The following is a 17,105-nucleotide window of genomic DNA, read 5'->3' as shown; positions in this document are numbered from 1 at the left end:
GCGTATTTGGGGGCCCCGGGTGCCGCCGGGTACGAACCGGCAGCGGCTCCTACGCCAGGGACAACAGGAACGAAACCACGAACCCGGCCGCCGTGCTCAATGCAACTGCCGGTCCCCCATGTTCAAACGCCTCGGGCATTATGGTGTCCGCGAGGGCGGCGATCACCGCTCCAGCCGCGAAGGCCAGCGGCAACGAGATCGTCTCGGGGCTGCTGCCGGAGAGCGGGCCGGCACCAACCACGACGGCAAGGACCAGTACAACCGAGCACACGCCCCAGAGCCTGATAACGGCGGCCGTGGACATCCCTTGGCTGCGCATTGATGCTGCACCCACAAGGGCCTCGGGCAGATTGGAGACGAAGATCGCGGCCAGCAGCGCCAGGCCGCCGGTCCCCTCACCCAACGAGACGCCGAGGGCGAGATTCTCCGGCACGCCATCCAGCGTGGCGGCAGCCAGCAAAGCCAGGCCCGCCGCACCCCTGGTGGAGGCGGCGGACGGGGCACGGCCCTCGGCAGCGGCGTCAGTGTCGAGCTTGGGACTGCCCCGGTATTCATCCGCGGGAACCGGCTCGGATCCGGCTTGGGCCCACCGGTCGAGCAATGCACTCAACACCGTGAACACCAAGGCACCAACGAACAGGCCAATACCCGCGCGCCAGACTCCGCCGCGCTCGAAGGAGTCCTCGAACAACTCGAACGTCAGGGCAGTGATCAGGGCACCTGCCGCGAAGGACAGGATGATAGCCAGGACGCGCTTGGGCAGCTCAAAGCGCACACCGGCGAGGGCCCCCAGCACCAAAGCACTGGCAGTCACGACGCCAAAGAGCAGCGACATCCCCACAGCCACATTATGAGCGGGCGCGGAATGGACCACAACAAGCAAAAGGCCTATGGAGTCAGGTTGGACTGGTTCCCGGACAGCGTGGCCGCCGGCCACTGGGCCCGCTGGCTACGCTGTCCGCGGTCAGGCTCTGAAGGCTGCCGTTCCTTGTCAGATCCAGTACATGGGATACGTGGCTCCGCGGAGCCGGGACCCTAGAATTCCGAACCCGACGAGGATGCAGGCCGCGATGCCGGAGCACACCACAAAGGCGACCTGGCCAGTGGTTGCCATGGTACCGATGACTGCTGTGGCAGCCGCCGGTGAATGCGGCATCCTCAGCCACAGGGTCGCTCCGATAGCCAGGCTGCCTGCAACCGCGGCGGCCCAGAACGAGTGGCTGACCAGGCCCGTGCCGACGCCAAGCAGGGCGGAAACAATCAAAGACAAGAACATCGTCCACATGGTCGCCTTCAACTACCGGCGAACGCCCGCAGTCGCGCTGGCCAAAAAGTACATCGAGGAAGGTGCAATAGGCAAAGTCATCAGCTTCCGCGGCACCTACCTGCAGGACTGGAGCGCCGACCCTAACTCGCCATTGTCCTGGCGTTTCCAGAAGTCGATCGCAGGCTCCGGCGCGCTGGGTGATATCGCCACGCACGTCTTCGACATGGCCCGCTACCTCGTCGGCGAGTTCAGCGCCGTCAACGCCGTCCTGTCCACTTGGATCCCCGAGCGGCCCCTCCAGGCGGGCGGGGCCGATGCGCTCGGCACCGTACGGGGCGGAGAGGGCCCGCGGGGCGAGGTTGATGTGGACGACGAGGTCATGACAATGATCCGGTTTGCAAACGGAGCCGTGGGATCCGTGGAAGCGACACGCAACGCCCACGGAAGGAACAACTACATCACCTTCGAAATCCACGGAACCGATGGCAGTATCGTCTTCAACTACGAACGGCGCGATGAGCTGCAGGTCTGCTTCGCTTCCGACCAGGCCGACCGCCGGGGATTCCGCACCGTTTACACCGGCCCGGACCATCCCTACGGAGAAGGCCTCTGGCCCATTCCAGCTCTGGGCATTGGCTACGGGGAAACGAAGATCATCGAAGCGTACGACTTTTTCAAGGCCATTGCAGAAGGCGGCAGCGTGAGCCCCAACTTCGCAGACGGCTACCAGGTGGCCCTCATCGACGACGCCATTGTCGAATCTGCTGCAAAAGAATCATGGGTGGACGTTCCACAGATCACCGATTAACCCGTTTTCGGGAGGGACGGCCAAAAGCCGTCCCTCCCGAAACTCAAAACCATAACCAAGGAAGACAAGATGCCACATCCCCTCCCGATCCGCCAGGAGACTGCAGAAGTCTGGCTCATGCCCGTTTTCATCGCCAAAGCAGGGCACGAAGCCGACCTCCAGGAAGCCCTCCACGCTCTGCAGACGCTCAGCCGGAAAGACCCGGGATGCCTGGAATACACCGTTTTCTCTGACGAACATCAGCCCGGCACCTTCGTTCTCTTCGAAGGCTGGGCGCGTGACGAAGACCTCGTAGCGCATAACGAAGAAGTCCACGTCAAGGAGTTTGTGAAGGAAGTCGAACCGCTATTGGCAGTACCGTTTTCCGTCACTCCCCTCTCGCCGCTCACTTGAGCCGGTGTCCTGCCCATCGAGCCGGGGGCAGCAGGCCTCGTCGACTGACGCGGACCCTGAAAACCAATGTTCGACGCCGGCGGGCGGGCCACGCTGCCCGCTCGCCGGCGTTATTGATCAGGGCGAGCCCGCTGACCCAACCCGGGCGTCAAAATGGCGCCTGTACTCCGTTGGCGTCGTGGAGAAGGCGGCTGCAAAATTCTGCCGGAGGGTGACGGCGTTGCCGAATCCGCAGTCGGCAGATATCTGGTCGATCGAAAGATCAGTGGTCTCGAGCAGCCGCCGGGCTGCGTCCAGGCGGCGGGCGCGGATCCAGGCGGCCGGCGTCGTCCCCGTCGCTGCCCGGAATGCGCGGACAAAGGTGCGGCGGCTTAGGTGCGCCTGCGCGGCGAGCCGGTCGATGGAGAGCGGTTCACCCAGGCGGCCCAGGGTCCATTCGAGCAGGCGCGAGATTGGATCGTCGGTGGAGCGCTCCGGCACGGGGTGCTCTATGTACTGCGCCTGTCCGCCTTCCCGGTGCGGAGCGATGACAAGGCTGCGTGCCACCTGGTTCGCCGCCTCCGCTCCAAGCTTGGTACGCACAAGGTGCAAGCAGGCGTCCAGGGCGGAGGCGGTGCCGGCGGAGGTGAGGACGTCACCGTGGTCGATGTAGAGCACCGACTGATCAAGGGCGATATCCGGGTGCCGCCCGGCAAGGGAATCAAAAGCCTGCCAGTGCGTGACGGCCCGGCGCCCGGCGAGCAAGCCGGCGTCGGCAACGGGAATCGCACCAAGGCACAACCCCAAGATGGGCACCGCACGCCCATGTGCTCCTTGAAGCACCTGCCGCAGCGAATCGCTGAGGACGCGACCGTCGTCGAACCACGAGGGCACCACCACGACGTCAGCCTCTTCCGCTGCCTCCGGCCCTTTCACCTCGCCCAGCCGGTAGCCCTCAGCGGTTGTGACCTCGCCTTCCTGGTCGGAGAAAAGAAAGGTCTTCCACTCGGCAAGGCCTTGACGAGCCACTTCGTCAAAAACCATCTGCGGAACAGCAAGGTGAAACATCGTCGCCCCGTCGAAAGCGTAGACCGCAATCCTCATTCTGACGCCCTTCGCTAGCTTGGCCCGAATCCATCGTATAACTGCCTTCGTGCCACTGGTGGCTCCGATAGGCACCGGGAAGACTTGAGAAGTTGCCAATCGGCGGCCAAAAGTCACCATCCGGGAGAAAACAACCATGAGCACACCCCACCGCGCCCTCATCCTCATTGACGTGCAGCAGCAGTACTTTGGCGGCCCCCTCGAAATCCAGTACCCGCCGCACCAGGAGTCCCTCCCCATGATTGCGCGGGCAGTGGATGCAGCCACCGCCGCGGGCATTCCGACTGCCGTCATCCAACACTCTGCCGGCGAAGATGCGCCCGTCTTCGCGCCCGGCACGCCGGGCTTCGGGCTGCACCCCGAGATTGAACGCCGCAAAACTATCGAATGGAAGTCGGTGGTTAAGCAGTATGGTTCCGTATACGCCGGTACGGACCTCGCTGAATGGCTGCGGAAGCACGACGTCGACACGGTCACCTTGGCGGGCTACATGACCAACAACTGCGTGCTCGCCTCCGCCGTGGAGGCAGAGTTCCTTGGCTTCACCACGGAAGTCCTTTCAGACGCCACCGGTGCCATCAACCTTGCCAACCATGCCGGTTCCGCCGACGCGAAGACCGTGCACACGACGCTGCTCGCGCTGCTGAACTCGAACTGGGCAGCAGTAGCCGATACTGACACGTGGACCAACGCACTGTCCTCGCAGCAGGCCCTCACCAGGAGTGATCTCGGGAGCTCAGCAGTCGCCGGGTTGGAGCTCGTCCCCCAGGCTTAAGCCAGCGTCCGGGCTTCCCACCTGTTGTCGCCGGGGTGGGAAGCCCGGGAACACCAGCAGCATTGGCGCCGTTGCATTCACGGGGACCAAGCCCCAACGAATCTCAAGGACTAATCTCATGAAGTGGTTTCTCCTCGCCGGTGCCATCCTGAGTGAGGTGACGGCGTCCCTCTCCTTGAAAGCGGCGTTGGAGAATCCTGCATTCTTCGTCGTGGTTGTTCTCGGTTATTCCGCTTCCTTTGCTTTTCTCGCGGCGGTCCTCCGCAAAGGCCTGGGACTCGGCGTTGCCTACGGTATCTGGGCTGCGTTGGGAGTGACCCTCACGGTGCTGCTGGCCGCCCTCATCTTTGGCGAAGCGTTGACGCCGGTGATGATGATCGGCGTCGCCATGGTCATCGCCGGCGTCCTCTGCGTGGAACTCGGGTCACATAAAGAGCCTGCAAAAGAACCGGCAAAAGAAATGGCCCGCTCATGATGTGGCTGTTGCTGGCTGGGGCAATCCTGACCGAGGTGACCGCCACCCTGTTCCTGCGCGTCGCATCCGCAGGTAAGCGACGCTGGTACTTACCTGTCGGCGTCGGGTACTTCCTGGCGTTCACGCTCCTCACCCTAACCTTGGACCAGGGAATGAGCCTCGGGGTTGCTTACGGCATCTGGGCCGCGGCCGGCGTCGCGCTGACCGCCCTCGCCAGCCGGGTCTTCTTCAAGGAGACGATCACCCCCATCATGATGCTCGGGCTGGGGCTCATCATCGGCGGTGTCCTGCTCATCGAGCTGGGTGCAGCGCACTAGTGGACCCGTAACGGGAGCTGGGAATTTCTTAAGTGCAACGGCAATACCGCCATTTCTCTCATGGCGGACGGGCTCTCCCACCTCCACGCCGTCCATGTTCAAATGGGAAGGTTGAACCGGCCGCCCGAGTCCGCTCCACGGCCTCGGCCATATGGAAGGAAGCACATGACCGATCGCCCGGAACACCCCCCGATCCCCACCCCCGGAAGTGCCCAAGGCCTGGACAGCAAGGTTGAAGGCGGATGCCCGGTGGCGCATGGCAGCGTCACCTCACACGGCAGCGAGAGTGAAAACCCGGCCATCGATTCGCCGCAGCCCAAGGGGCACCGGCCGAGGACCGTCGCCGATTGGTGGCCCAACCAGCTGGACCTCTCGGTGCTTCACAGCCATAACGCCAAGGGCAACCCGCTTGGCCCCACGTTCAGCTACCGCGAAGAGTTCCAGAAGCTCGACGTCGAGGCGCTCAAGCAGGACATCATCCAGGTCCTCACCACGTCCCAGGACTGGTGGCCGGCGGACTTCGGCCACTACGGCGGCCTGATGATCCGGTTGAGCTGGCACGCCGCCGGCACCTATCGCGTCCACGACGGCCGCGGCGGCGCCGGGGACGGCAGCCAGCGGTTCGCACCGCTCAACAGCTGGCCGGACAACGCCAACCTGGACAAGGCCCGCCGGCTGCTGTGGCCCGTGAAGCAGAAGTACGGCCAGAAGCTCTCGTGGGCGGACCTGCTGGTTTTGGCCGGCAACGTCTCCCTCGAGTCCATGGGATTCAAAACTTTCGGCTTCGCCTTCGGCCGCGAAGACGTGTGGGAGCCCGAGGAGATTTTCTGGGGGCCGGAGGACACCTGGCTCGGCGACGAACGCTACATCGGCGAGGGGCAGATGTCGGAGGAGGTCGGCTCCACGGAGATGGGCCTGATCTACGTGAACCCCGAGGGCCCGATGGGCAACCCGGATCCCAAACTCGCGGCAGCTTTCATCCGCGAGACCTTCAAGCGGATGGCCATGAACGACGAAGAGACCTTCGCGCTGATCGCCGGCGGCCACACGTTCGGCAAGACCCACGGCGCCGGTGATGCCGACGCGCACGTAGGTCCCGAGCCGGAAGGCGCCAACCTGGAAGCGCAGGGGCTGGGCTGGCTCAGCACCTACGGCAGCGGCAAGGGGGCGGACACGATCACGTCCGGTTTGGAAGTGACCTGGACCGACCAGCCCACGCAGTGGAGCAACCGCTTCCTGGAGATCCTGTTCGAGTACGAGTGGGAGCTGGTCAAGAGCCCTGCCGGCGCCCACCAGTGGGTGGCCAAGGATGCCCCGGAGATCATCCCGGACGCCCACGACCCGGAGAAAAAGCACCGGCCCACCATGCTGACCACGGACCTCTCGCTGCGGTTCGATCCGGTCTATGAGGAGATCGGACGGCGCTTCCTGAAGAACCCGGATGAGTTCCAGCTCGCCTTCGCCAAGGCCTGGTACAAGCTGCTGCACCGCGACATGGGGCCCGTCGGCCCGCACATGCTCGGGCCGTGGGTCCCGGAAGCCCAGCTCTGGCAGGACCCGGTCCCGGCAGTGGACCACGAGCTGATCGACGAGCAGGACATCTCCTCGCTCAAGGCCCAGCTCCTGGACTCAGGCCTGTCCGTCTCGCAGCTCGCCGGCACGGCTTGGGCCGCCGCGTCCACCTTCCGCAAGACCGACCGGCGCGGTGGCGCCAACGGGGCGCGGATCCGGCTGGAGCCGCAGCGCGGCTGGGAGGTCAACGAACCCGAGCAGCTTTCGACGGCGTTGCAGGCGCTTGAGAGGGTCCAGCAGCAGTTCAACGCGGCCCAAGCCGGAAGCAAGAAGGTCTCGCTGGCGGACCTGATCGTCCTCGGCGGCTGCGCCGCGGTGGAAAAGGCAGCCCGGGACGCAGGCTTCGCCGTCACCGTGCCGTTTCGGCCCGGCCGCACCGACGCCGCCCAGGAGCAGACCGACGTCGAGCAGTTCCAGTACCTGAAGCCGCGGGCAGACGGGTTCCGGAACTATGTGCGCCCCGGCGAGAAGCTCCAGCCGGAGACCCTCCTGCTGGACAAGGCGTACCTGCTGGACCTCTCCGCACCGGAGATGACGGCGCTCATCGGCGGCATGCGCGCCCTCGGGACAAACGTGGGCGGTTCCGCCCACGGCGTGCTCACGGACCGGCCCCAGGTCCTGACGAACGACTTCTTCGCCAACCTGCTCTCACCGGGCACCAAGTGGAAGGCGTCGGAGGCGGAGGAGAACGTCTATGAAATCAGCGACGTCGCCACCGGCGAACTGAAGTGGACCGCCACGCCGGTGGACCTGGTGTTCGGCTCCAACTCGCAGCTCCGGGCGATTGCCGAGGTCTATGCGAGCGATGACGCCAAGGAGAAGTTCGTCAACGACTTCGTGGCGGCCTGGGTGAAGGTGATGGAGCTGGACCGCTTCGATCTGCGCTGACTGATGCGTCCGGGCCAGCTGCAGCGGCCGCCCGCCCGGACCCGCACTCTCGTGGATTTTTCCCGTCCTCACCGTTGGAGGAATCGACTGCTCTACCGGGACTGGAGAGCATCCAGTGCCACTGCCATCGCAGCCGCAACCCGGCCGTCGAGTCGTGCGCCTGGAAGGGTGATGAGGTAGCGGTCGCGCAGGGACCGTCCCCGTTCTGATGTCATGAGCACTTCTCCGTTCGAGTCCACAAAGTCGAAGTGGAAACGGAAGGGCGAAGGGACCGCATCACCGATAGGCGTCGCTTCCCAGATACGCCGGCCGATGGCCACCCCGAGGCTGCGCTCACTTCCGGTGACCTTGAGTCCGGACGCTTCGAGGTGCCAGGTGGACCGCAGCAGGGACTTGCCAAAGTCTTTCCGGAAGCTGCCGATCGCTTGTCCATTGGCGTCCAGCACGTCGTATGTGGCGCCGAGGTCGAGGCGTTGCCGGGCCTTGAAGGAGAAAAGCGGCAGGGTCCTTGACTCGTCCTGGTAGAAGGTCACCTGTTCCTTGAAAGCGGCCCGCTTCTGCTGGGCGACGGCGAGCAGGTGCCCAGGTTGCCCGTCTCCGGCGACGGAACGTATCTCATAGCGATTGACCATCAACGTGAGCTTCTGAGTCACGGTGAACTGCTCGATGCGCTCTGCAAGTTCTGTCATGGGTGCGTCCTCCGTGGTTGGGGCGGTCTCAAATAATTCGAGGTTCGCCTGATGCTATGTTGTCTGCCTGGCTTTCACTAGCTCCTGCTAGGAGGACTGTTCCTTGTTCTCCGGCTGGCCGTTTCTGTCAGTGTCCTGAAGGAATTGTGTGATCTTCTGAGCCATGGCCACTGACTGCGTCCAGTGCAGGTTATGCAGGCCCTTGAGCTCGACGATTTCGTGGCGGTTGACGCTCTTTAGCTGGTTCTTGTGCGACTCGAGCCAGTTCGGCAAGGTGGTCACACTGTCACTGGCGAGGAAGTGAAGAACGGGTGTGTTCTCAGGGTAGGTCACTCCGTGGAGTGCTGCGGCATTGCTGGCGACTCGGGCGCTTTCGTCCGCGACTGCCGCGTTGCCGAAGTTCCAGATTGTCATTTGCCGCATGCGTTCCAATTCGGTTGTGGTGAAGTCGTCGCTTTTTGGGTCCACCTCGCCGGGAGCGACCGACACCAAGGTCCGGACCAGGCCAATTGCGGAAAGTATCCCGATGATATTGATTCCGCCGCCAGCCGCGGATTCCTTCTCCAGCTCGGCGGTGGGCACGGTGGGGTCTATGCCGATAACGGCGGATACTTCGTTTGGGTACCGGTTAGCGTAGTCGAGTGTGTAAAAGCCCGCGATCGAATGTCCAGCCAAAACGTAAGGCTTCCCGATGTGGAGTGAGGAGAGGGCCTCGTGGAGCTCGGTGTTGATATTCTCCACGGTCCGATCACGTGCTTTCAGGTCGCTGTAGCCGTACCCGAAGCGCTCGACGACGATGACGTCGTAAGCCACGAGTTCCCTGATCAAAGGGGCGAAGTCCAGCGCCGGAGCTATCGTGCCCAGGCCGCTGAGCAGGACCAGGGGCTGTCCACCTTCGGTGCCAGCCCGAACGACGTTCAGTGAGCCTCCCGCGACCTCCACTAGTTCGCCGTATTGGGCAGTGCTCGATCTCTCCTGCTGTTCCAGCAGTGCGTTGGCCGCTGTGGATGCAAACGTTATGCCCAGCGCAGTGATAGCGACAAAGCCAAGTATTTTTCGTGTGCGACGGAATGGCCGGCGACGCTTTGTATGGTCTGTAAGCGAACTCATTGCCATCTCGGGCTCCGTTATTGTGGTTTGCCCTGGGCTGGGTGCCGGGGACACTTCCAAAGCTACGGATGCGTGTGGTGACCCAACATCACCACAGGTGGTGAATGAGGTGATGATTTGGACCCGAATTGACCCCAACTGTGGGCGGGATAGAGTCACCACGGTCAGCTTGTCCGAGCCTCATCAGGTTGACGGAATCTTCGGCATGTAGTGGGCTGTATCGACGTCGTCTTGAAGGTCATAGTGGGAGGATCCCTGGGATTTCTCTATTTCCCGTGGATAGTCTGGGGCAGGAGAACACCCTATGCGAGGGTCAGTGAGAACGTGATTGAAGCAACTGCTGCGGTAATCCGCCGGAACAATGTCACCATAACCGGCCGGGATGATGGGCCTGTCATGATGTTCGCCCACGGTTTTGGCTGCGATCAGGCTATGTGGCGGAAGTTGCTGCCCTACTTTGTCGATGATTACCGGCTGGTGCTTTTTGATCACGTTGGCGCAGGACACTCCGACATCAGCGCCTATGACTGGGAGAAGTACGGGACCCTGGACGGGTACGCGTCGGACCTGCTGGAGATTTGCGCCGCCCTCGACCTTGAGGACATCATCCTGGTGGGCCACAGCGTCAGCACGATGATCGCCGTGATCGCCGCGGTGCAGGACCCCAACCGTTTCTCCCACCTGGTCCTGCTGGCCCCTTCACCCCGTCATACCGATGACCCGTACGACGGCTACGTGGGCGGGTTTTCGCGGGAAGACATCGAGGGCCTGCTGGCATCTCTGGACAGCAACTATTTCGCCTGGGCAGCGGCCGTGGCGCCTCTGGTTATGGGCAACCCGCAGGAGCCGGAATTAGCGGAGGACCTGCGTGCCAGCTTCTGCCGGACAAACCCGGCCATCGCACGGCACTTCGCCGGGGTAACCTTCTTTTCCGACACCCGCCCTGAACTGAAAAAGGTGCGCACCAACTGCCTGATCCTGCAGTGCTCCAACGATCGGCTTGCCCCGCCGGAAGTGGGCGCCTACCTGCACAAGAATCTGGAACACAACACCCTGGTGCAGCTTCAGGCCACCGGCCACTGCCCCCACGTCAGCGCCCCGGAAGAAACGGCCCGGGCAGTTTTGCACTACCTCGACACCCGCTCGTGACAGGCGCCGTTGGCCCTCCCCCGCATTTCCAAATTCGTCCCTAGCCGCGTTTACGGGATCAGCAGGGAAGCGGCCGACCAGCACCTGCGCCAAGTCAGGCCAGCGAGAGCCTGGGTTCAGGCGAGTTTGGTTACTTGGTAAGTGTGGCCAGCCGCGCGGAGCCGCTGTATGAGAACGTTGCCGAGTGCGGTGGCCGGTGTCAGTGACCCTTTCGCGGTCGGCAGCCGGTCACCGTCTAGGGCAAGAGCGAGTGCAGTCTCGCCTGCCATCACGGCGGTGGCGGCATAGCCGGGATCACCGGGGCCGGCAGCAATCGCCTGGTATCGGTGCCCGTTCTCTGTGCGGGCGGTGACCTGGGAGTGGAACCAGCCTTCGCGCTGCGTGCTGGTGCTCGGACCCGTACCTGGTGCCGGAAGAAAGCGGTCGAGCACCCGTCGGGTGGGCGGGAACGCCATCGCGCCCGTGAATGCGCGGAGCCCGAGTGCCGTTGCCTTGGCGAGGACTGCTCCTGCCGGTCCGGGGGCCACCCCCATTACCTCGCCGTACTGGAGGGAGCGGCCGTAGGCCCAGCCCTGCAATGCGTTGCTGCGGCGCACTATCCGGGTGTTGACAGGGGCCATGATGAATGGCGCGGTCCAGGTGCCGTCATCGGAACGGCGCACAGGACCGGCGTCAGGAGGCTGTTGTGTCGTCGGCTCCCGTGTGCGGTCGGGGCTCAGGGCGTAGGGGTCAGCGGCTAATGACCGCAGGGCGGTGTTTGATCGCATCGCGTCCAGCTGCCCGCGCATCGATTCGAGCGTTCCTCCGCTGATGCCAGCCTTGGCCGTGGCAACGAGTTGGACCTCGACCAAAGTCCCAGCGCCGTCGGCTTCTGCCGCCTGATGTAGCAGCAGTACCGCGAGGTCGGACGGCACGGAGTCGTAGCCGCAGGAGTGCACGATCTTGGCCCCGCTCGTCCTGGCCAGAGCGTCGGAGCGATCAATCGCCTCTCGGATGAAGGACACCTCACCCGCGAGGTCGGCGTGGTGGGTACCGGCCCGTGCGCAGGCGTCGACGACGGGTAGTCCGTGTTTCGCGTATGGACCGACGGTTGTGAAGAGCACGTGCGTGCCCGCGGCCAGGGCGGCGATCGAGTTCGCGTCCTCCGTATCGGCTTCGATGAGGGCCCATCCGTGCGCCTCGACCGGCAACTGTGACCGAACCGCCTCGAGTCTGGACCTGGACCGGCCCGCGAGTCCGACTCGCATACCGGCCGGTGCATGCTCCGCGACGTAGGCGGCGATCAGTCGGCCAACGAAACCCGTCGCTCCGTAGAGAACGAGGTCATGTTCCCGAAATGAGTTGTCCATACTGCAGCTTCACGTCAACTCCACGCTGGCACAAGGCTCTCTTGTGTTGGTCCTCAGAACAACCGGAACTGAACTACTTTCGAACGAAAATCCGGTCCGCCTGTACACAGCCGGGGACAATTTTCGTAGGTTATCAACCGCTACTGCTGCCAGGGAGCTACCCCGACGGCTCCCTACTCCAGCCATGGACGGACCAGAGTCGCCACCAGTGCCGGCCGCGTGATCAGCAAACATACGGTTGGCGCACCGTGGGAGGTTGACGGAATATCCAATAGCGGCGTTCGACAGGGACGAGTAGAAGCAGGCAGTGAACTGGTCTTACGCGCCTTTTCGCCTTTCCGCAGGTTCAGTGCGCAGAGCACGCTGAGCTGGTATTGGTTTTTCCTATCAGTCCAGTAGGGAACTGGTCTTAGACGTGATCCGTGTCACGGGGGCACAGTGGGATTAAATTCCTACGACCGAAAGGACAAAGATGTCCAGCAAGCTAACGCCGTCTTCGGCGGCGGCGTCCTCCCCTGAACGGACGGACGTTCGTGCCGCCCTGCTGGGTGGCAAGACCTTCCGGAGTTTGAGTGAGCAGAGGCTCTCCCCGCGGGAGGAAAAGTTCGAGCGGGCCCGGCAGACGCTGGGATTCTTCCTGGCGCCGGCAGTGTCAATTATTTTCGCGCTGCTGCCGACCGGAATGGAGCATACCCAGCAGCTGCTCGCGGCCGTGTTGCTGGGCGTCATCATCCTCTGGATCTGCGAGCCCGTACCGATTCCGGTCGGCGGGCTCATTGGTGTGGCCGCCGTAGTCCTGCTCGGCGTGGCACCTGCCGCTGACGTCCTGCGGCCCTTTGGCTCAACCACCATCTTCACCTTCATCGGCGCGTTCATCCTCGCTGCCGCCATGCTCAAACACGGCATAGCACAGCGACTGGCCTTCGCCGTCCTGTCCATACCCGGCGTCGCCAAATCCACCTACCGTGTCATCATCGCCTTCGGCGTAATCACCTGTCTGTTGTCAGCGTTCGTCTCCAACACGGCCACCGTGGCGATGCTGATGCCCACCGCCCTAGGCATCCTCGCCGTGATCGCGCAACTGATGCAGGACCGCGGCGTCGTGAAAGCGGACTTTGACCCGTTGCGCCTGCGTGTAGGAGCAGCACTGATGCTGATGCTCGCCTACGGCGCCAGCGTCGGCGGCCTCCTGACCCCCGTCGGATCACCTCCGAACCTGATCGGCCGCGGCCTCATCGAGGAAGCAACCGGTATCGAAATTTCCTTCGTCCAGTGGACAGCCACCGTGGCCCCACTCTGCGCCGCCATGTTCGTAGTGCTTGCCCTGACCATGTTCCTGCTCAACAAGCCCGAAATCCGCAGGATCGAAGGCGTTGACGAATTCATCCAGGAGCAGAAGAAACGGCAGGGCAAGATGTCCCGGGCCGAAATCAATACGCTGATCGCTTTCGGCCTGACCGTCACACTGTGGCTGCTCCCGGCCTTCGCCAGCCTCATCGCTGGCCCGGACTCTGAGCTGTACACGTTTTTAGATGACCGCCTGGACGAAGGCATCGTCGCTGTCATCGGCGCCTCCCTGCTCTTTATCCTTCCCACCAACTGGAAGGAACGCCGAGCCACCTTGACCTGGTCCGACGCGGCGAAGATCGACTGGGGCACTATCATCCTTTTCGGTACCGGCATCATCTTCGGCGCCCTTCTTTCCTCCACCGGCCTGGCCGAAACCATCGGAAAGACTGCCGCCGACAACCTGGGCGTCACCAGCGTCGTCGCGATCACTGCCTTCTCGGCCGTCCTGGCCATCCTCATCTCGGAAACAACCAGCAACACCGCCTCCGCCGCCGTCGTCGTTCCAATCGTCATCCCGCTGTGCGTCGCCATGGGAGTGGACCCCCTCGTACCCGCCCTGGCAGCAACGTTCGCGGCATCCTTCGGCTTCATGCTGCCCGTCTCCACACCGCAGAACGCCATCGTCTACGGCTCGGGCGCAGTTCCCATCACCCGCATGGTCCGCACCGGATTCGCCTTCGACATCCTCGGCGCAATCCTCATCATCAGCATCGTCCCGATCATGATCGGCGTCACCGGCATCGGCCGATAAACACGACCCGCCGGGATTGGTCTGTACCCACACCAGGCGTGGCTAAGACCAGTCCCGGGTGGTACACAGCAGGAACGGCCCGCATGCCTCGCGATCTTTCCACTCCAGCCCTCCGCCATCAGCAAGACATGAGGCAGGAAGTTGCAGGGCGGGATCGGTGCGCACTAAGAGTAGTCACGACTGCGTGATGCCAGGTCTCAGGACATACCCCCGGCACCGCCGTGCCGCAAAAGACACGCAAGGGATGCCTGGCCCGGCTGCATTAGTGGCTACCTGGCCGAGGCGTTTCACCTTTTGCCCCGCCAACTGCGCCTGCTTTGCCAATGAGTTCAGTGGCAGGCAGTCGGAGGAGGTGACGAGGTCATCAGTGAACCCCCGGCATGTGTCCGCACGGGCTAGGGAACTGAGTCCAGAAGGGTCGTGTACCCCTCGGCATGATGGAACAGGCGGCGGCCGGCGCCGTTGGTCTGGACCAGCCATAAGTAGTGGCCGTCAGCGGAGATCTCATCGACGCGTCCGGCGAACCGGGGTTGAGTTTGTCTGAGGTCAACAGCACGATCATGTCGTCGGGGTTCAGCTGGTGCCAGTTCGTCACTTCGAGGCGAAGGGAACTGGAGAGACCAAGGGGCGCGCGCGGATTCGAGATGCACATGTGATGACCTTCATTTAGATGCCAGCGTGGACGTCTGGCTTACCCAAACATTTCTTCCGAACCGGTTGCTCTGTCGTTCCCATTAGAGCGTTCGTTAGCTGAAAGCGTCCAAGACCTAGAAGCAATACACTCGATAGGCGCACCCTATCAAAGGGCCTCTGAGTGGGACGCAATAAGGGCAGACTGCCTGCCGCGACCGGAACTAGTGATTGATGTAGGGAAGCAGCTGTGGATACGCGAAAGCTGAAGTACTTTTTGGCCGTGGTGGATCACGACGGCTTCAACCGGGCGGCAGAGCATCTGTTGATCGCTCAGCCCTCGCTCTCGCAAACCATCGCAAGCCTGGAGAAGGATCTGGGGGTGCCGTTGTTCCACCGCATCGGCCGCCGCGCCGTCCTCAGCGAAGCGGGCAAGGAACTCGTCGGGCCCGCCAGACTGGTCATGCGTGACCTTGATGCGGCTGCCTCGGCGGTCCAGGCACTGCGGGGCGTCCGGAGTGGGCGGCTGGACATCATCACCATGCCCTCCCCCGGCATCGAACCGCTGACATCCATGATCGCCGGCTTCACCCGGTTGCACCCCTCCATCCGGCTCAACGTCGGTGCTGCCTTCACACCCGAGGAAGTCATAGAATCCGTCCGGACCGGCAGCACCGAGATCGGCCTCGCCGGCTCCCCCACACCCATACGGGTGCCCGGAGTCCAGGTCCTTCAACTGGAACGCCAACCCCTGATTCTCATCGTCAACCCGAAGGCGGACACGTTCAACCCCGGAGCGTCGATTCAACGGGAGGATTTGGGCGGCCACCGGCTAATTGCGAGCCAGCGGGGATCCCTTATGCGCTGGCTGGTCGACGACGCGCTGGCACGTGGAGTCAATACCGAAATCGTAGTCGAAGTCGCCCATCGGACCTCCATCCTCCCCCTCGTACTGGCAGGCGTGGGCCACGCGGTCATGCCCTCATCCTGGGCACCGCTGGCCCACAAATCAGGACTACGAACCCTGCTGATCGAGCCCGTCTCCCACCTGGACGTTGCGGTTCTCAGCAGGAAGGAAGATCTGACGCCGGCTGCCCGGGCTTTCCTGGCCGTAGCAGAACTCCACGCCTCAACCGGGCCCTGAACTGCCGCAACCCGCACCGATAGGCAGAGCCTATATGCCTTATCGAATCTTGGTCTTGGACGCCGTCCAGGAGCAGGCCGTCTACTTGAAGAGGAAGAACAGTGTGACCCCGCTAACAGGCTCACTGCTAAGCACTCAACGAGGAGGTAGGCACATGAGCGCCACCCAGAATTTCCGCATCGCATCCATCCCCGCCGACGGCGTCGGCAAGGAAGTCGTCTCCGCAGGCCGCCGCGTCCTGGACGCGCTGGCAGCAAACTCCAACGGCAAGTTCGCCTTTGACTGGACCGAGTTCCCTTGGGGCTGCGGCTACTACGCAGAGACCGGCAAGATGATGGCCGACGACGGCCTGGAGACGCTGAAGGACTTCGACGCGATCTACTTCGGAGCGGTCGGCTGGGAAAATGTCCCGGACCACATCAGCCTCTGGGGCCTGCGCCTGAACATCACCCAGAACTTCGACCAGTGGGCCAACATCCGCCCCGTGAAGTTCCTCCCGGGCGTCCAGTCCCCGCTGCGCAAGGCCGACAACACCGAGCTCGACTGGGTTGTTGTCCGCGAGAACAGCGAAGGCGAGTACGCCGGCCTCGGCGGACGGAACCTGAGCGGCCGCGGCCCCGGCAACGAGGTGGCCCTGCAGACCGCCCTGTTCACCGAGAAGGGCTGTGAGCGCATTATGCGTTTCGCCTTCGATCTCGCCCGGACCCGCACGGTGAAGAAGGTTTCTTCAGTCACTAAGTCCAATGCCCAGCAGTACGGCATGGTCCTGTGGGACGAAGTCTTCAACCGCGTGGCATTGGACTACCCGGATGTGCAGACCGAAAGCGTGCTCGTGGATGCGATGAGCGCGAAGTTCATCCTCAAGCCCGAAGACCTGTCTGTGGTAGTGGCGTCCAACCTGAACGCCGACATCCTTTCGGACCTTGGCTCGGCGCTTGCCGGCAGCCTGGGCCTGGCGGCCAGCGCCAACCTGAACCCGGAGCGCCGCTTCCCGTCCATGTTCGAACCGGTTCACGGCTCCGCCCCGGACATCGCTGGGCAGGGCATCAGCAACCCCATCGGGGCCATCGCCTCCGCGGCGCTGATGCTGGACCACTTTGGCCTGCACGAGGAAGCACGCAAGGTTGAAGCCGCGGTCGAAACGGCGACCGGCTCGGGCCATCTGACCCGCGATGTCGGCGGGAACGCCAACACCGACGACGTCACCGAGGCCATCATCAAGGCCCTGACCAACACTCTGGCTGCCGTCTAGCCGCGAATCAGCCGGGAGACATCCCGGCAGGCAGCAGCAAACCCGCCCGGAGTCGGCGGCGGTGCAGCAAGTCGCCGCCGCCCACTCCGTCATGCCCATCTTG

The 17,105-nt window shown here is 63.4% G+C and carries 16 protein-coding genes; 10 read left to right on the top strand and 6 right to left on the bottom strand.

Annotation, left to right across the window (positions count from 1 at the left end; all coding sequences use genetic code 11):
* Nucleotides 1-49: 49 nt before the first annotated feature.
* Nucleotides 50-841 carry a ZIP family metal transporter gene (locus G6R19_RS14100; protein ID WP_163165990.1) on the bottom strand — a complete coding sequence of 264 codons (792 nt, stop codon included), beginning with the start codon at nucleotides 839-841 and terminating at the stop codon, nucleotides 50-52.
* A gap of 150 nt (nucleotides 842-991) precedes the next feature.
* Complete coding sequence (locus G6R19_RS14095; protein WP_240341895.1) at nucleotides 992-1,276, bottom strand: HPP family protein; 285 nt, start codon at nucleotides 1,274-1,276, stop codon at nucleotides 992-994.
* Between the two features lie 7 nt (nucleotides 1,277-1,283).
* Between G6R19_RS14095 and G6R19_RS14090 the strand changes: the two genes are divergently transcribed.
* Nucleotides 1,284-2,075 carry a Gfo/Idh/MocA family oxidoreductase gene (locus tag G6R19_RS14090; RefSeq protein ID WP_240341894.1) on the top strand — a complete coding sequence of 264 codons (792 nt, stop codon included), beginning with the start codon at nucleotides 1,284-1,286 and terminating at the stop codon, nucleotides 2,073-2,075.
* A gap of 69 nt (nucleotides 2,076-2,144) precedes the next feature.
* Nucleotides 2,145-2,468 (top strand): putative quinol monooxygenase, encoded by a 324-nt coding sequence (locus G6R19_RS14085; RefSeq protein WP_163165986.1) that lies wholly within the window; start codon nucleotides 2,145-2,147, stop codon nucleotides 2,466-2,468.
* 117 nt (nucleotides 2,469-2,585) lie between these two features.
* On the opposite strand, the gene G6R19_RS14080 is transcribed toward G6R19_RS14085, so the two are convergent.
* Entirely contained in the window at nucleotides 2,586-3,551 is a 966-nt protein-coding gene (locus tag G6R19_RS14080; protein WP_163165984.1) for a helix-turn-helix domain-containing protein, read from the bottom strand.
* 136 nt (nucleotides 3,552-3,687) lie between these two features.
* On the opposite strand from G6R19_RS14080, the gene G6R19_RS14075 reads away from it, so the two are divergent.
* The 4 genes from G6R19_RS14075 (at nucleotide 3,688) to katG (ending at nucleotide 7,578) form a co-directional block, all read left to right on the top strand.
* Nucleotides 3,688-4,326, top strand: coding sequence for an isochorismatase family protein (locus tag G6R19_RS14075; RefSeq protein ID WP_163165982.1), 639 nt, complete (start codon nucleotides 3,688-3,690; stop codon nucleotides 4,324-4,326).
* A 118-nt stretch (nucleotides 4,327-4,444) separates the two neighbouring features.
* A complete protein-coding gene (locus G6R19_RS14070) occupies nucleotides 4,445-4,801 on the top strand; it encodes an SMR family transporter (RefSeq protein WP_163165980.1) in 357 nt (118 codons plus the stop codon).
* Nucleotides 4,798-5,118 carry an SMR family transporter gene (locus G6R19_RS14065; protein ID WP_163165978.1) on the top strand — a complete coding sequence of 107 codons (321 nt, stop codon included), beginning with the start codon at nucleotides 4,798-4,800 and terminating at the stop codon, nucleotides 5,116-5,118. The genes G6R19_RS14070 and G6R19_RS14065 overlap by 4 nt, the downstream gene beginning before the upstream one ends.
* Nucleotides 5,119-5,283: 165 nt before the next feature.
* Nucleotides 5,284-7,578 carry a catalase/peroxidase HPI gene (katG, locus tag G6R19_RS14060; protein WP_163165976.1) on the top strand — a complete coding sequence of 765 codons (2,295 nt, stop codon included), beginning with the start codon at nucleotides 5,284-5,286 and terminating at the stop codon, nucleotides 7,576-7,578.
* A 92-nt stretch (nucleotides 7,579-7,670) separates the two neighbouring features.
* Here katG and G6R19_RS14055 read toward each other — a convergent pair whose 3' ends face one another.
* Nucleotides 7,671-8,267, bottom strand: a complete 597-nt coding sequence (locus tag G6R19_RS14055) for a hypothetical protein (protein ID WP_163165974.1) — start codon at nucleotides 8,265-8,267, stop codon at nucleotides 7,671-7,673.
* A gap of 87 nt (nucleotides 8,268-8,354) precedes the next feature.
* The gene (locus G6R19_RS14050; RefSeq protein WP_240341893.1) at nucleotides 8,355-9,377 is read right to left on the bottom strand and encodes an alpha/beta hydrolase; all 1,023 of its coding nucleotides are present in this window, start codon (nucleotides 9,375-9,377) and stop codon (nucleotides 8,355-8,357) included.
* A gap of 324 nt (nucleotides 9,378-9,701) precedes the next feature.
* Between G6R19_RS14050 and G6R19_RS14045 the strand changes: the two genes are divergently transcribed.
* Nucleotides 9,702-10,526, top strand: a complete 825-nt coding sequence (locus G6R19_RS14045; RefSeq protein WP_163165970.1) for an alpha/beta hydrolase — start codon at nucleotides 9,702-9,704, stop codon at nucleotides 10,524-10,526.
* 116 nt (nucleotides 10,527-10,642) lie between these two features.
* Here G6R19_RS14045 and G6R19_RS14040 read toward each other — a convergent pair whose 3' ends face one another.
* Nucleotides 10,643-11,875: a saccharopine dehydrogenase NADP-binding domain-containing protein gene (locus G6R19_RS14040; RefSeq protein WP_163165968.1), complete on the bottom strand. Its 1,233-nt coding sequence runs from the start codon at nucleotides 11,873-11,875 to the stop codon at nucleotides 10,643-10,645.
* Between the two features lie 472 nt (nucleotides 11,876-12,347).
* Here G6R19_RS14040 and G6R19_RS14035 point away from each other — a divergent pair, with 472 nt between their 5' ends.
* From G6R19_RS14035 to G6R19_RS14025, 3 genes are all read left to right on the top strand, one after another.
* Nucleotides 12,348-13,976: a DASS family sodium-coupled anion symporter gene (locus G6R19_RS14035; protein WP_163165966.1), complete on the top strand. Its 1,629-nt coding sequence runs from the start codon at nucleotides 12,348-12,350 to the stop codon at nucleotides 13,974-13,976.
* A gap of 880 nt (nucleotides 13,977-14,856) precedes the next feature.
* Nucleotides 14,857-15,750: a LysR family transcriptional regulator gene (locus G6R19_RS14030; protein WP_163165964.1), complete on the top strand. Its 894-nt coding sequence runs from the start codon at nucleotides 14,857-14,859 to the stop codon at nucleotides 15,748-15,750.
* A 154-nt stretch (nucleotides 15,751-15,904) separates the two neighbouring features.
* Entirely contained in the window at nucleotides 15,905-17,002 is a 1,098-nt protein-coding gene (locus G6R19_RS14025; RefSeq protein ID WP_163165962.1) for a tartrate dehydrogenase, read from the top strand.
* Nucleotides 17,003-17,105: the final 103 nt, after the last annotated feature.

Source organism: Arthrobacter sp. Alg241-R88, assembly GCF_900537115.1.
Lineage (GTDB): Bacteria > Actinomycetota > Actinomycetes > Actinomycetales > Micrococcaceae > Arthrobacter.
Note: the sequence above shows the minus strand (reverse complement) of the source record. Positions and strands in the feature narration are given on the sequence as shown.

What these genes read in the sequence shown, in the direction of transcription:
- G6R19_RS14040 (WP_163165968.1), bottom strand. Translation starts at nt 11,875, where the DNA reads ATGGACAACTCATTTCGGGAACATGACCTCGTTCTCTACGGAGCGACG.
- G6R19_RS14055 (WP_163165974.1), bottom strand. Translation starts at nt 8,267, where the DNA reads ATGACAGAACTTGCAGAGCGCATCGAGCAGTTCACCGTGACTCAGAAG.
- G6R19_RS14095 (WP_240341895.1), bottom strand. Translation starts at nt 1,276, where the DNA reads ATGTTCTTGTCTTTGATTGTTTCCGCCCTGCTTGGCGTCGGCACGGGC.
- G6R19_RS14090 (WP_240341894.1), top strand. Translation starts at nt 1,284, where the DNA reads ATGGTCGCCTTCAACTACCGGCGAACGCCCGCAGTCGCGCTGGCCAAA.
- G6R19_RS14070 (WP_163165980.1), top strand. Translation starts at nt 4,445, where the DNA reads ATGAAGTGGTTTCTCCTCGCCGGTGCCATCCTGAGTGAGGTGACGGCG.
- G6R19_RS14050 (WP_240341893.1), bottom strand. Translation starts at nt 9,377, where the DNA reads ATGAGTTCGCTTACAGACCATACAAAGCGTCGCCGGCCATTCCGTCGC.
- G6R19_RS14085 (WP_163165986.1), top strand. Translation starts at nt 2,145, where the DNA reads ATGCCACATCCCCTCCCGATCCGCCAGGAGACTGCAGAAGTCTGGCTC.
- G6R19_RS14025 (WP_163165962.1), top strand. Translation starts at nt 15,905, where the DNA reads ATGAGCGCCACCCAGAATTTCCGCATCGCATCCATCCCCGCCGACGGC.
- G6R19_RS14075 (WP_163165982.1), top strand. Translation starts at nt 3,688, where the DNA reads ATGAGCACACCCCACCGCGCCCTCATCCTCATTGACGTGCAGCAGCAG.
- katG (WP_163165976.1), top strand. Translation starts at nt 5,284, where the DNA reads ATGACCGATCGCCCGGAACACCCCCCGATCCCCACCCCCGGAAGTGCC.
- G6R19_RS14080 (WP_163165984.1), bottom strand. Translation starts at nt 3,551, where the DNA reads ATGAGGATTGCGGTCTACGCTTTCGACGGGGCGACGATGTTTCACCTT.
- G6R19_RS14065 (WP_163165978.1), top strand. Translation starts at nt 4,798, where the DNA reads ATGATGTGGCTGTTGCTGGCTGGGGCAATCCTGACCGAGGTGACCGCC.
- G6R19_RS14035 (WP_163165966.1), top strand. Translation starts at nt 12,348, where the DNA reads ATGTCCAGCAAGCTAACGCCGTCTTCGGCGGCGGCGTCCTCCCCTGAA.